At 61.7% G+C, this 13,604-nt stretch carries 14 protein-coding genes; 9 read left to right on the top strand and 5 right to left on the bottom strand.

Features of this window, described 5'->3' with window-relative positions:
* Positions 1-17: 17 nt before the first annotated feature.
* The 6 genes from AS189_RS09105 (at position 18) to AS189_RS09080 (ending at position 6,615) form a co-directional block, all read left to right on the top strand.
* On the top strand, positions 18-647 hold the full coding sequence (locus AS189_RS09105; protein ID WP_129587212.1) for a PadR family transcriptional regulator: 630 nt from the start codon (positions 18-20) through the stop codon (positions 645-647).
* The gene (locus tag AS189_RS09100) at positions 628-2,238 is read left to right on the top strand and encodes a sulfatase family protein (protein ID WP_062287759.1); all 1,611 of its coding nucleotides are present in this window, start codon (positions 628-630) and stop codon (positions 2,236-2,238) included. Before AS189_RS09105 ends, AS189_RS09100 begins: the two co-directional genes overlap by 20 nt.
* Entirely contained in the window at positions 2,235-2,963 is a 729-nt protein-coding gene (locus AS189_RS09095; protein ID WP_062287756.1) for a copper homeostasis protein CutC, read from the top strand. Before AS189_RS09100 ends, AS189_RS09095 begins: the two co-directional genes overlap by 4 nt.
* A gap of 655 nt (positions 2,964-3,618) precedes the next feature.
* Positions 3,619-4,044 carry a MarR family winged helix-turn-helix transcriptional regulator gene (locus AS189_RS09090; RefSeq protein ID WP_062287753.1) on the top strand — a complete coding sequence of 142 codons (426 nt, stop codon included), beginning with the start codon at positions 3,619-3,621 and terminating at the stop codon, positions 4,042-4,044.
* Positions 4,037-5,437: an MFS transporter gene (locus tag AS189_RS09085; protein WP_193393521.1), complete on the top strand. Its 1,401-nt coding sequence runs from the start codon at positions 4,037-4,039 to the stop codon at positions 5,435-5,437. The genes AS189_RS09090 and AS189_RS09085 overlap by 8 nt, the downstream gene beginning before the upstream one ends.
* Positions 5,438-5,643: 206 nt before the next feature.
* Positions 5,644-6,615 carry an acyl-CoA thioesterase gene (locus AS189_RS09080; protein WP_062287748.1) on the top strand — a complete coding sequence of 324 codons (972 nt, stop codon included), beginning with the start codon at positions 5,644-5,646 and terminating at the stop codon, positions 6,613-6,615.
* Positions 6,616-6,821: 206 nt separating this feature from the next.
* On the opposite strand, the gene AS189_RS09075 is transcribed toward AS189_RS09080, so the two are convergent.
* The 3 genes from AS189_RS09075 to AS189_RS20995 form a co-directional block, all read right to left on the bottom strand.
* The gene (locus AS189_RS09075) at positions 6,822-7,856 is read right to left on the bottom strand and encodes an LLM class flavin-dependent oxidoreductase (RefSeq protein WP_062287745.1); all 1,035 of its coding nucleotides are present in this window, start codon (positions 7,854-7,856) and stop codon (positions 6,822-6,824) included.
* Entirely contained in the window at positions 7,853-8,503 is a 651-nt protein-coding gene (locus tag AS189_RS09070; protein WP_062287742.1) for an alpha/beta hydrolase, read from the bottom strand. The genes AS189_RS09075 and AS189_RS09070 overlap by 4 nt, the downstream gene beginning before the upstream one ends.
* A 306-nt stretch (positions 8,504-8,809) precedes the next feature.
* On the bottom strand, positions 8,810-8,941 hold the full coding sequence (locus tag AS189_RS20995; RefSeq protein ID WP_272946744.1) for a hypothetical protein: 132 nt from the start codon (positions 8,939-8,941) through the stop codon (positions 8,810-8,812).
* An 813-nt stretch (positions 8,942-9,754) separates the two neighbouring features.
* Between AS189_RS20995 and AS189_RS19365 the strand changes: the two genes are divergently transcribed.
* The 3 genes from AS189_RS19365 to AS189_RS09055 all read left to right on the top strand — a co-directional run bounded on the left by AS189_RS19365 (position 9,755) and on the right by AS189_RS09055 (position 12,086).
* On the top strand, positions 9,755-9,997 hold the full coding sequence (locus AS189_RS19365) for a response regulator transcription factor (protein ID WP_237760020.1): 243 nt from the start codon (positions 9,755-9,757) through the stop codon (positions 9,995-9,997).
* Between the two features lie 101 nt (positions 9,998-10,098).
* Positions 10,099-11,106 (top strand): hypothetical protein, encoded by a 1,008-nt coding sequence (locus tag AS189_RS09060; RefSeq protein ID WP_062287736.1) that lies wholly within the window; start codon positions 10,099-10,101, stop codon positions 11,104-11,106.
* Between the two features lie 179 nt (positions 11,107-11,285).
* Positions 11,286-12,086 (top strand): isocitrate lyase/PEP mutase family protein, encoded by an 801-nt coding sequence (locus tag AS189_RS09055; RefSeq protein WP_062287734.1) that lies wholly within the window; start codon positions 11,286-11,288, stop codon positions 12,084-12,086.
* A gap of 39 nt (positions 12,087-12,125) precedes the next feature.
* Here the strand turns inward: AS189_RS09055 and AS189_RS09050 are convergent, their stop codons facing one another.
* Together AS189_RS09050 and AS189_RS09045 are read right to left on the bottom strand one after the other, a co-directional pair.
* Positions 12,126-12,587, bottom strand: coding sequence for a DUF3817 domain-containing protein (locus AS189_RS09050; protein WP_062287731.1), 462 nt, complete (start codon positions 12,585-12,587; stop codon positions 12,126-12,128).
* Positions 12,588-12,645: 58 nt separating this feature from the next.
* Positions 12,646-13,587, bottom strand: coding sequence for an oxygenase MpaB family protein (locus AS189_RS09045; RefSeq protein WP_062287728.1), 942 nt, complete (start codon positions 13,585-13,587; stop codon positions 12,646-12,648).
* Positions 13,588-13,604 lie beyond the last annotated feature (17 nt).

Raw genomic sequence — 13,604 nt, 5'->3', positions numbered from 1 at the left:
GTGAGGGGCAACACATTGTGAAGAAACTTGAATGCATTGTTTTGGGGCGATTGGCCACCAATCCGATGTCCGGGTACGACCTGTACAAATGGATGTCCAAGGAGGCACCCTATTTTGGCTACAGCCCCAAGCCGCCGCAGATCTACCGTCAACTCAACGATTTCCTCACGAAGGGCTGGGTTGGGGTCACTGTTGACCAGCGCGGCTCCGGCCCCGATGCCAAGGTGTACACGCTGACCCCCGCGGGCGTTGCCGCTTTTCTTGGCTGGGCCATGTCCGAGCACTCCCCGACTATCCGACCCCTGGAGGCGGATTTCCAGATGCGGATGCTCCTCGGTGGCGTGATCGGCCCCCAAGCCGCCATGGATGTGCTGACCACTGAATTGAAGTACCGGCGTCGCCAGCAGGCCGAAAGCCGCCCTTACGAAGCACCGGCGGATCTGGGCGAGGCGGCGGTCCCGGTGGACGCGGACTGGCAGGCCGAACTAGTCAGAATGGTGGGGAACGCTCATTCCTGCTGGGCCAATCAAACCTCTCTTGGCTGGAGATGGCACATGCACGCCTGGCTGCCTACATCGAGGACCACGGCACTATCGACGCACAACGCGAGGACGAGGAGGATGAACAATGCGGATAATCTACGTTGACGTCGACACCTTGCGGCCCGACCATACCGGCCCCTACGGTTACGGGCGGAAAATCACCCCGCACTTGGATGCTTTTGCCGAAGGCGCCGCTGTCCTTGAGAGCTACTACGCCTCAGACTCCCCCTGCCTGCCATCACGCACTGCTCTGACCTCCGGCCAATTCGGCATAACCAACGGCGTTGTAGGTCATCATGGGAGCGCCGCGCGCTTCAGGATCGACGCCGGCCACGGCCTAGAGCCGGGGCGGCCACTACTCGGTCAACATCTGGGAGCCCACGGCTATCTCACTGCGTGCATTTCCTCGTTTGCCGAGCGGCACCGGGCCTGGTATTTCCTGGGCAACTTCCGCGAGACAGTGCGGGCCACTCCCGAGGTGGGCGACGAGCCCGCCAACATCATCACCGACAGGGCCCTGGAATGGATCGGCGGACACAAGGACAACCCCGATTGGTACCTGCACCTGACGTATTGGGATCCACACATGGACTACCTGCAGGACAAAGAATGGTCCGACCGTGCCGCGGCTGCCGGCCCCGCTCCCGTCTGGCCCGACCAGGACGCCATTGACGCCCATGCCGAGGTTTACGGCCCACGATCGGCCCTGGATTTGATGTACTCCGACGGCATGATCGAGAACCGCTCCCCCGACAACTCGCCCCAGGCTATCCGCACCCGGGACGACTACGAACGGCTCATCAACGGCTACGACGGCGCCATCATGTATTGGGACAGCCAGTTTGGCCGCCTGCTGGACGGCATCAAGGCCATGGGTCTAGGCGATGACGTGGCGATCATCGTCAGCGCCGACCACGGCGAGTCCTTTGGCGAACAGGGCTCCTACGCCGAGCACGGCCTGGCCAACGAGCCGGTCCATCACCTGCCCATGATCATCAAGTGGCCCGGGCTGACCGACGGCGGCCCGGCGCACATTCGCAATGACGCCCTGCTCTACAACATCGACTACGCACCCACGATCTGCGAGCTCCTGGGATTGCCCATCCCCGGTAAATGGCAAGGGACCAGCTTTGCCAAGGTGTTGCACCGCGAGGACTTTGAAAGCCGCGAATATCTGGTCATGGGACACGGCGCCCACACGTTCCAACGGGCGGTCCGCGACCGTGACTACCTGTACATCCGCACCTACCACCCCGGCGCCTTCAGGGCGGAGTGGGAGTCACTGTTCAACGTCACGGAGGACCCCTTCCTTACGGAGAATCTCCTCGACACAGAGCCTGCATTGGTGGTGCTGATGCGCTCCCGGCTTGCCGAATGGTGGAACCGCTATGCCGGCATGCCGGGCTCGGCACCCGACCCGATGCAGAGCGCACTCCAGGAGGGGCCCGCGCTTTACAACGATCCCGTGATTTACATGGAGCACCTGCGCCGCACGGGACGCTCGCACTTAGCCGATGATCTCTTTGCCCGGTTGAACCCAAACAACGGCGCCGTCTCTACGTCTTGGGAGTCCGCCCCCATTCCGCAGAAGACGGGTAAGGTCGGCCACGCCTTGGCGCCCATCATTCCAAGCACCCGCACGGAGCTCTTTCAACCGCCTGCGGGACGTCCGCACGTTGCTGGTGTCGGCCGATGAAGCTGGAGATTGCGGTGGTCAGCGCCCAGGGCGCAGCCATTGCGGCCGAAGAGGGCGCCGACCGGATAGAACTGTGCACCAGTCTGGAATTGGGTGGACTTACGCCGAGCTTAGGTCTGCTGGAGCTGAGCGCCGAATGCGTAGCCGACCGGCTGGAGATCCATCCCCTGGTGCGTTGCCGACCGGGCGATTTCGTCTACTCCGCACTTGAACTGGAAACCATGATCCGTGATGCCGCAGAGCTGTTGAAACGGGGAGTGCGCGGGGTGGTGTTCGGAGCCCTGCAGCCATCTGGCGACATCGATTACACAGCGTCCCGGCGATTCGTAGAGTCAGCCCTAGCCATCAATCCGGAAGCTCAGCTGACGTTCCACCGGGCCATCGACTCATCGAACAACGCTGAACTGGCCATCGAGACGCTCATCTCGCTAGGCTTCACCCGCGTCCTCAGCTCGGGCGGAGCCCCTGCTGCCGGGGATGGACTGGCCACCCTGGCGGCGATGAACACGCTTGCCGCAGGACAGCTTGAAATAATGGCCGGTGGCGGGCTGCTACTCCCAGACATCCCTTCCATGGACCAGACCGGACTGTCGGCCGTGCATCTTTCCGCCAAAGAAGTGGTCAACTGCGGCGGCGACTCATACATGATCACTAGCCGGGACACTGTGCGGAAAGCCAGGGAAGCCGTGAACGCCCATACCCCGTGGGCCATCGCAGCCGGCTGACCTCATCCGGGATTGAGCGGTGATGAATGCTACGTTGCCGTTCAACCGTGACCCTGCCATGACCCTTTCTTGACGCGAGGTTAGTGGTGCGCCCAACGGTTGATTGCGACCGTCTCCTGTGAGGCAGCGGCCACGAGGGCCGCCAGGCCAGGCTGAACCGAGCACGGGGAGCGGGACCGGGAGTACGATAGCATCGCGGGACTGAACGGCCGCGAGCGTCCGCAACCAGGACCTCGTGCCCTGCGTTTGGAGGAACCGTAGCTAATCGTTTGGCACACCCGCTTGCAATCCCTGACGTGTGTGAAAGTAGCCTCTTTGAATTCATGTGAGCGCTCGTTGACCCGACCTGCCGGGCGATCGTGTACTACACGAGGCCGGAATTATCAGACAGGAAGTGGATGGGTCTAGGCACAGAATCCGGCTCCGAAAAGAAAAACTCGGGCCCCGCTTTCCATGCCTTATGAACCTAGTTCTGCACGAACGCGAAGCAAACCTCTGACTAGCAGTAAATGATGCAGGAACCAGAAGCTAGAGGTCAGCTCATGACGCACTGATGGCAAACGGGTGCTGAGTCAGGTTCTCACCGAGGGGTGAGATTCTTCGCGCCTCGGAATTTAGTCAAGTAACTTGATCAAGTTACTTGTACACTTATCTCATGACCGAGCCACTCTTGACACGAACTTTCTTCGAAGCGCTGCATCCGCTCATGAGACGCCTGACCGCCGAACGAACCCTCTCCGCGGGGAAGATCGGGGTGTTGCGGCATTTGGCGCAGCATGGACAGGCCACCACATCGCAGCTGGCAACGGCCATCCACGTTAGCCCCCAAGGGATCTCTCTCGCGGTGCGGGAGCTTGAACGCTTGGAGTTCGTGGCGCGCGTCCCAGACGCCGAGGACCGCCGTCGTGTGTGGATTGACATTACCGACGCCGGAACGCAACGCCTCGCCCAGGAGACATTGTCAGGCAATGCGTGGCTTGATCAGGTGATCACCGAGCGGTTGACACCCCAAGAGCGGGCGGCACTTCAAGCAGTCATTCCCATTTTGGCGAAGCTTGGCTCAGAGCAGCCTCATGACTGAGGCACGCTCACGCCTAGTGCCTGCTCTGGTCTACGCGGCGCTGTCCACGGCAATTGTGAGTTCATTGGGCATGTTGTTGGTACCCACCATCTCTCGCGAGATGGGCGTCTCGGTCAGTACCGCGCAGTGGATGCTCACGCTCAATCTTCTGGTCGGGGCCATCGCGACGCCTGTCATGGGCAGGCTCAGCGATGGTCCGCACAAAAAGCGGCTCCTGATGGTGTCCTTGCTGATCATTCTGATCGGATCCATCATTGCTGCGATGGCACCGAACTTCACCATCTTCCTGATTGGCCGTGCTCTTCAAGGACTCAGCTATGGGATCGTTCCGGTGACCATCGCCCTGGCCCGCCGCTACGTTCCCGCCGCATCAGCGCAAGCTGCCATCTCCAGCTTGTCGGTGACCGTCTCAACGGGAATCGGCATCGGTTATCCCCTGACAGGATTTATCGCCGGACTCTTCGACTTCAGGTTTGCCTTCTGGTTCGCGGCGCTGTTCGTTGTCACCGCCATCGTCGTGGTGTACCGCATTGTGCCCGGCGGAGCTGACACGCAGGCCGCCCGGACATCCTTCGATTATGTTGGAGCGGGCCTCCTGGGGCTCGGATTGAGCGCCTTGCTCCTAGGCATCAGCGAAGCCCCAAACTGGGGATGGGGCTCGCTCTGGACCATCGGGGCCTTTGCCTTGGCCGCAGCGCTCATGACGGCTTGGGTCAGCGTTGAATTGCGAATGGAGCATCCCCTGATCAACCTGCGCGTCCTGCGGAACGGCGAAGTGTTGCTGGCAAACTGCACAGCTGTGGGGCTGGGCGCCGCAATGTACATCGGCCTGTCCATTTCCAGCCTCGTTGCCCAAGCCCCTGCCACCACAAGCTACGGCATTGCACTGCCTGTGTTCTGGGCGGGATTCGTCATGTTCCCACTCTCAGTGGGAAGCTTCACTGCGAACCGGATGGTTCGCAGCCTGTCACACCGAATCCACTTGGCGACACTGTTGCCCATCGGAGCAGGAACCATGACGGCAGCGGGAATTCTCCTCTGGTTTGCCCACTCTGAACTCTGGGAGATCCTCTTCGGGATGTTGATATTCGGCCTGGGAATGGGCGCCAGCTACGCCGCCATGCCGGCACTGATCGCCCGCAGCGTCGCGGCCGAGGAACTGGGCAGTTCCGTCAGCTTCAACCAGGTACTGCGCACCGTGGGCAGCTCCTTTGGTACCGCGATCGCCGGAGCAGTACTCGCCTCTCACATGGCCCCGGACCTTCATCCCACGGGCGCTGGCATCAGCACAACACTGGCGATCGGCGCCATCATCTGCCTGGCAGTGTTCATCACCCTACTGATCCACAAGCTGGCGACGCGCACCAGCCACGACACGAACCAGAGAAACTAACGCCTCGTACCGCCACAGGCAAGCGGTTCCAGAAGCACGAACTTTCTTCACTCCAGCACCCTATGACTCGAGGCCCAGCTACTATCTCTCTCGGGCTTTTGCGAGGTAATTGAGGAGCTGGTTGGGAGCGCTTGATTATGACGGACTAAGCCGCATATGAGTCAGCCCACCGTGGCCCCTGCCAGCCGATTCAATAGAGTCTTCCTATGAATGAGTCTCCCGCCAATTCCGTAACCCTTCGTTTCCTTGCCGCACCTACGGACATCGGGCACAGCAGATCCGTGGATGCCGGCACCGTATTGGAATGGGTAGATAAGGCAGCCTACGCGGCCGCCGTGGGCTGGGCTAAGTCCTATTGCGTGACGGCCTATGTGGGCAATATCCACTTCGCGGACCCTGTCAACAGTGGCGATATGGTGGAGGTTGTGGCCACGGTGGTGTACACCGGGCGGTCCTCAATGCACGTAAAAACCGTGGTGTCCTCGGGTGACCCTCGAGGCGGGACGCCCACGATGCGCAGCCAGTGCATTGTCATCTTCGTGGCCGTGGGCGCTGACGGAAAACCCATCCCCGTCACGCCGTATGAGCCCGCCACCACCCGCGAAATCGCTCAAGCCAATGACGCGCTGGCCCGGATAAAGGTCCGGGAAGAGATCGTGGAAGCCATGAAGGCCCAGGATTACACCGATGCCGGAACGGCAGAGCGGGTGGTGTTGCGATTCCTGGCAGCCCCCACTGATGTGAACTGGGGTGGCAAGGTTCACGGCGGGATCGTCATGAAGTGGATCGACGAGGCCGCTTACTTGTGCGCAACCCGTTACTGCGGTGCTGACACCGTAGCCGTATTTTCCGGCGGAATCCGGTTCTACCGGCCCCTGTTGATTGGCCATGTTGTGGAGGTCGAGGCCCGGCTGGTCTACACGGGAAATAAGGGCATGCACATCGCCGTGCATGTCCGTTCAGGAGATCCCAAAGACCGTGAGATGAACCTGACCACCTACTGTCTGACAGTCATGGTCACACGGGACGAGTCCGGAAATTCGGTCGCGGTGCCGCCATGGATTCCCGTTTCGCACGAGGACAAACGCCTGCACACCCACGCCCGGGAGCTCCTGGAAATCCGTGGCCGGGCGCCCGGAAACAGGCTCCCGAACCACCTTTTGCCGACTGGACCCTAGCCGCCGGGATTCCACTGCGCTGAGTTCTCCTGCGTGGGGCGGCACTGCTTGGCAGGGCACTGCTTGGCCGGGCACAGCTTGGCCGGGCACTGCTTGGCCGGGCCCAGAAATGTCCGACGGCGTTGGGCCCACCTGAGGTAGGTCGAACGCCGTCGGACTTCAGCTAGCAGACGCAGGCCAGACAGGACGCGATGCGGGCCAGAGCCTTAGGGTTTAAGCGCCGCTCGCACTGCGGGCAGTACCTCGGTGGCCAACAATTCGATGGAACGCAAGGTGGCAGCCTGCGACAACCCACCCAGGCCAACCTGTGCGAGGAAGCGAGTGTGGCCCAGGACCTCGTGCTCCCACAGGATCTTGTCCACAATTTCAGCAGGACTTCCCGCAAAAAGTGCTCCGCGGGGTCCGGCCCAATGCTCAAAACCGGGGCGATCCAGCCTGCCAGCCCGCGGCATGTTCTGCTCAATGTAAGAGGAATAGTGCGGGAAGAACGTGTCCTTGGCACCTTGTGAGGTTTCCTCCACGTAGAAGTGCGAGGTGACGCCAATCTGCCCCGGTTCCCGACCGGCCTCTTGTGCCGCGCGCCGATATAACTGGGCCAGCGCGCCGAAACGCTCCGGGGCACCCAAGATGGCCAGATACATCGGCAAGCCCAGCCGTCCGGCCCGTTCAACTGAGGAAGGCGTCCCGCCCACGGCAGCCCAAATGGGAAGTGCCGCTTGGGCCGGGCGCGGCCACACCCCAGCGTCAATCAGAGGAGGGCGTGTGGTGCCGTTCCACGTGATGGGGTTTTCATCGCGAATGCGCAGCAGCAGATCCAGCCGGTCCTCAAAGTACTCGTCATAACGCTCCAAGTTCTGGCCGAACAACGGGAAGGATTCTACATAGGCGCCCCGGCCAGCTGTGATCTCCGCACGTCCACCGCTGACAAGGTCCAGCGTTGCAAAGTCTTCAAACACGCGAACAGGGTCAGCGCTGGAGAGCACCGTGACGGTGCTGGTCAGGCGGATATTCTTGGTTTGCGCGGCGGCCGCCGCCAACACCACGGCGGGCGAAGAAACAGCAAAGTCTTCCCGGTGGTGCTCGCCTACTCCGAACACATCTAACCCTGCAGCATCAGCAACCCGTGCCCACTCAAGGATGTCGCGAGTACGTGTCAGGGGATCGATCGGCTGCCCGTGCGCGTCACGGGTCAGTTCACCAAAGGTGAAGATGCCGATCTCAAACGGGGAGGCCGCGCTCATGCCGAGGCCACCACCTGGGCACCAACTTCAAGAGTGATGAAGTCACGGACATCGCTAAGTTCGCTCGCATTGATCCCATGTGCCAGACCTGGGTAAACGTGCTCGGTCAGCGTGGTGTGCGCCGGCAAGAACTCGCCGCTGCGCGTGATGGCAATCGGGGCGATGACCCGATCCTCGGCTCCGCGTCCCCAGAACAGTGCAGGGCGTTGTTCAAGCAGAAGGCTATCGCCAGGTTGCGCGGCACCCAAAATAAATCCACCCAACACCACAGGCGCAACCACACGCTGTGGCCGGGTGCGCAAAAGTTGGCTGGCCATGAGCCCGCCTTGCGAGAAACCGATGGGAACAACACGGGTCGCCGGGTTCACGTTTTCATCAATCCAGGCCCAAATCGCCTCAGTGGCTTCTTCCACCGGGGCGGCGTCGGGGTTTCCGGGAGTGGTAATTGAGAACCATGCCGCACCACCATTGCCCACATCCAGGGGTGCGCGTAGGGAGGCCCACGGCAGCGCGAGTCCCAGGGCAGGTGCTAGCTGGAGCAGATCGTGCTCGTTGGAACCGAAACCATGCAGGAAGAGAACCATTGTCTCAGGAGCATCAGTGGCGCTCCAGCCGGGTGAGCGCACATCGCGCAGGGTGGTGTTCATTCAAACTCCTTGGGTTGTGGCCCGCCGCAGCACGGGACCTATGTTCTAAAGATACACCCTTTAGTTGTAGCTTCAACTATCACGCCGGGAAGTTTCCCCTGAATGGCACCGAGACCCGCGGCGTTCGCGGGCAACCCTTAAACGAAACAGCCCGTGCTTATCAGCACGGGCTGTTCACGGTGTCCACCAGGGGCACGATGCTCTGCACCCAGGCACGGGATGAGGTAATCGAAATGTGTAATGGTCATTTCGGTGCCTCCTTTCAGTGAGGCGCCGTCGCCGGCACCGCTTCAGCGGCAGCGGGGACTACCGGATATTGAAGAGGTCAACTCGAATGATCTCGCGATACTGACGCTCGCGAAGCTCATTGAACTTCTGCTGATCCACGGGCGCGAAGAAGATCCTCCTAATGGAAGACTTAGTGGGCTTGGGGTTCATGGTGGCACCTCCTTTCGACGCTGGATGTGAATAAATGGACATATTGGGGCGCGGCAAATAAAGCCTTCTTTTCTTTTATTGAATAAACGAAAAATGGCGTCATAAGAGCACAAAAATGCGCGATTTGTTTTGTACGAATTGATCAGACCGGGAAATTATGGGCTCCCACAGAAGCAGCAGTTTCAGCCCTCACAACGCATGTGAGGTGCAGAGATTTAGAAGCTGTGATTGCGGTGAATGACCTGGATCATCGGTCCGAAGGTGGCCGCATAAATGCAGCACTGGCCGAACAGCCTTGCGGTGGCGGCCCTACGCTGTGACGGTGGTTAGATGTGCCAGCGGTTGTCGGGCGTGCCAGTAAAGGCATGATGAGATCCGATAATTCCGGACTTGATATTTTTAAACATCATGGCCTCCCTTCAATTGCACGCGGACATCCCGGACGAATCGTCGGGGACTACTAGATAAGCTACAGCAGAATGTCTACATAAATCCAGTCAATATCGAAATAATTCTCACTATTTCTTTTTGTTGTCTCTGTGAGCCAGAAATCCCGCCTTCAAACCGGGATCTTCTCGCATCACCATCCTCCCTGCTTCCGCAACACGCACGGCCGCGGGAGCAGTTGGCTGCCTTCAACCACTGGTATGCCGCGGAAGTTGGACGTGCCAGGGCAGAGAGCGACAACGCAGCCCAGTGGACAGCCGCAGCCGAACAAGGTGTGCAGTTCCTCTGGGAGGAAACTTATTGTTGTTTGCAGGGCACTGAATCCGTGCTGCTGCGTGGCCACACCCAGCGCGCTATTGCCACCCCGTGGCTGCCGTGCGGTCCCACTACGAGGTCCTCCCCGGATTAACGCCCCGGGAGCGGGAGATTCTTGACCACGTGGTAGCCGGGCGCACCTACGGTGAGATTGCCCGGACTCTGGTTGTCAGCGAGAAGACCGTCGGCTCTCATATCTCAAACATGCTGCGAAAAACCGGGGCCGCCAACCGCTTGGACCTGTTCCGCCTAGCCACCCGCCCGGTAGACGGGACGCCGCGGCCATCCAGCTGACAAGGTTCCGTGACTGCTTGTGCCGCCACCCGCCCGGCGCAGATCTCTGTCACCACCTCGACGCGGGCGGCAGGGCGCAGTTGCGGGATAGGCTTTCCTGCATGGATACCACCCACACAGCACGGCTGCATTTAGAACTGGACCTTGAATTCACCGACGCCGGCGCGGTACAGGCCCACGCCCGCTCGTGGGCACAAGAGAACGCCGGAGCGGACCCGGAAACCTTGGCAGGAATGCTGGAGCAGGCCAGCGAAGGAGCCGACGCTGCCCTGATGATGCTGGTGGAACCGTCCGAGGTGGTGGCTGCAATTCCGGGTGTCCTGGCCGTGGGCGCAACCATGTGGCTGGAGGGCCCAGATGGCGAACCCGGCGGCGACTTCGCTGGGGAGGGCGAGGACTTTGGCAACTTCGACGATGCCGACACCGACACCGACACGCATGACGATTTCGGTGATGAGATCGAAGAGAGCGAAGAGAGCGAAGAGGACTGGCTCAACACAATCCTTGCGGCGGCGGACAAGCTGCCCGGCCTGGACCTGGAACGCCTAGGTTGCGACCCTGAGGAAACCGTTCCCACCCTGACGGCCAGCCGGCTGCAGGAGGCCACCGTGCTCCGCGGGGCCATCCACTGGGCCTACGAGACGTTTATCGATGAACTCCTGGGCGATGTTTCAACTCTTCGGCAAAACCCGGAGGATGCCGCTGAGACCACCCAGATCTCAGGCCTGCCACCACTGCAGGCTGCCAGCTACGGCCCGCTGTTTGCGCAGCGCTTCCTGGCCGTGGCTTTTGACCTCGGCACCGCGCTGGCAACAGCATTCGAAGCACCCGCCTGCGTGGCCCAGGAACTGGCGTTGAAGCTGGTCCTTGACCAGGTGGAAGTGCTGGCGGACTTGCTGCCCAACTTGGGTCTCGCCGAGGACTGGCGATCCACGGCCGAAGACATGCTGTTCGAGGATCTTGACCACGAGCTGCTGTATGTCCCGGAGCTGGATGGCATCAGCAACGACCCTGCCGTGGCATCCGCGGGCATGGCAAACCTGGACGTTTCCGCCTGGTTCACTCCGTTCGAGGGCAGGACCGTCAACCCCTACGCAGCGAACGAATAGAGTGCTGCCGGTCCCCGGCTGTGCAGCATTTTTACCCTCGACGGCGGATGGCCGGCTTGGCCTTGATGGCACCAGACGAAGCCTCCCGCCAGCGACCCTGCGCTTGTAGACTGGTGGATAAGTCCACAATGCCTTGCGCACAGACGGGTGACCAGTCGGGTGCGCAGTTGGGAATGACCATGGCGACGTTCCAGGAACTCCACCACGGCGGCACGCCGCTCCTGCTGCCCAACGCCTGGGATGTGGGCTCAGCGCTGGCCTTCGCGGCAGCTGGATATCCCGCTGTGGGCACCACCAGCTTCGGCATTGCCGCCAGCGCTGGACTGCCCGACGGCGGCCGCTCCAGTAAGCTGGCCAGCACCAAACTCGCCGCGGAACTGCAGAATTTGCCGGTCCACATCACCGTCGACTCCGAGGATGGCTATTCCGAGGATGCCGGCGAAGTCGCTGACTTGGTGGCCGAGCTGACCGCGCTGGGCGTGGCCGGAATCAACCTGGAGGACAGCACGGACGGGCAGCTGGTGGATCCGGCCACCTTTGCCGCCAAAATTGCCGCGGTCAAGGAACGCAGTCCGGATGTTTTCATCAATGCACGCGTGGACAATTTCTGGTTCTCCGAGCAGGCCACTGTCAAGGACGTCCTGGCACGCGCCCAGTACTACGCGGATGCCGGGGCCGACGGAATTTTTGTTCCCGGGCTCAGCTCCCCGGCAGACATCCGGGCCGTCACGGCCGGGATCAGTCTGCCGGTCAACGTCCTGGCGCATCCCACACTGACGGCGGCCGAGCTCGGGGACTTGGGCGTACGGCGGGTCAGCTCCGGCTCTTTGCCGTACCGCCGCGCCGTGGATTCCGCGGTCGAAGCGGTCAATGCATTGCGCGACGGCCACCAACCGCCGTCGGCCACCTCTTACTGGACCATGCAGGCGCAGCTGCTAACGTTCCGTGACTCCGGCGGCCTGGGAGCCGGGGAACAGTAAGCCGGGCACGTCGCTGACGGCCCGTCCCACACGGAGGAGCTACGCGCCGCCGCCGGGCGGGCCAACAAACAACATGGTGGCCATGACCCCGCCAACAAACACCACGAACACCATGCTCAACAGCACGGGCCGGTTGAGCATCCAGCGCAGCACCACGTTGACCCAGTGAGAATCGCGCGGGTGATCGGTGGCGGTGGTGCGCCATCCGCCGTCGAGCATATTTTTCTTCTCCAGCCACTTATCAAAGGGGATGGTCAGGTACGGCACAAACGCCGTGGCCGCTGCACCAACGATTTGCCGCTTGGGCCAGCGCTGGTTCAGCCCCACAAGAACCGCTGTGGTCACGTACGCGATGAACACCAGACCGTGCGCAAAGCCGCCAATGCTGACCGGCCAGTCCCCCACCTTCAGGACATATTTCATGATCATTGCCGCGATCAGCAGCGTCCACGTGATGGCTTCTGCAATGGCAATGGTGCGGTAAAAAATGCGGGGCGTCATGGGCTGACTTCAGTCCTTGGCTCGTTGGGAAGAGGACGGCAAATGTGCCACGGACAGCTTACCGGCGCTTGCTGGGAGCCGCCTCCACCCCGAGCCTGGTTCGGCGGGCACGTGCGGCGGCTTCGCTGGGCCCGGTAGCCCCCAAACTCCAATGCACGACGGCGAGCACGGCTTTCGTGGGCACCGTCACCGGCAGCGGCACCGGGCCAATCTTAGGTGTCTGCAGCCGCAACAGCTTCCGGTATTCCGCTGGGAGGCTGGCCACAGCCGCGGCAAAGAGCACCCGGTAGCCAGCCTGCTGCGAGCGCGGCAGTGGCGGATTCTTGATGAAGGCGAGGGTCTCGGCAACGCGTTCGTCGTAGCGCAGCTCGGGTGTGAAGGCAGCCAGTTGAGCGCTCAGTTCAGCCACCGTGGTGGGCGGGTTGTCCACCCGCATGAGTGCCCCGGCCACAGCCCAGTCCGCCACATAGGCGTCGGGCCCTCCCGGGATCGCAGTGCCGTTGCCGTGCCGGGGGCCGTAGGCCAGATGGGTGCCGAGGAACGCTTGGGTGAAGGCGAGGTGAATCCAGCGCAGCAAGTCCGGATCGTTGGCGGTGTAGGGGCGCTTCTCCCCCGTGTTGGTGGTGTAGCGTCCGCGGATGTATTCGTGGATGTGCAGCACCTTCTCCGAGGCTGCCCGGGCCGTCGCGGTGTCCCCATAACTGACGGTGAAGATCCACCGGATGGTCCCCGCCAGCCTCCCCAGCGGGTCCGTGCGGTAACTGGAATGGTCTTGCACGCCGGCGAGCGCACCCGGGTGCAGGGCTTGAATGAGCAGGGCCTGGATGCCGGCCACGAGCGTCGTCATTGAGCCGTGCACCGCCCAAGCCGCCGATTCGGGCCCAAAGTAGCCTCCGTCGTCGCCCTTTTCCAGATCCCGCTCCCACTGCGGGACGGTGGGTGAATTATTGCTGAACGTGCCACGTAATTCGCGCTGCCAGCGTGCCACGATGTTTTCCATACCCCTAGTCTGTCCTA

This window comes from Arthrobacter alpinus, assembly GCF_001445575.1.
GTDB classification, from domain to species: Bacteria; Actinomycetota; Actinomycetes; order Actinomycetales; family Micrococcaceae; genus Specibacter; species Specibacter alpinus_C.
The sequence above is the reverse complement of the archived record's forward strand: the minus strand, read 5'-3'. Positions and strand labels throughout refer to the sequence as shown.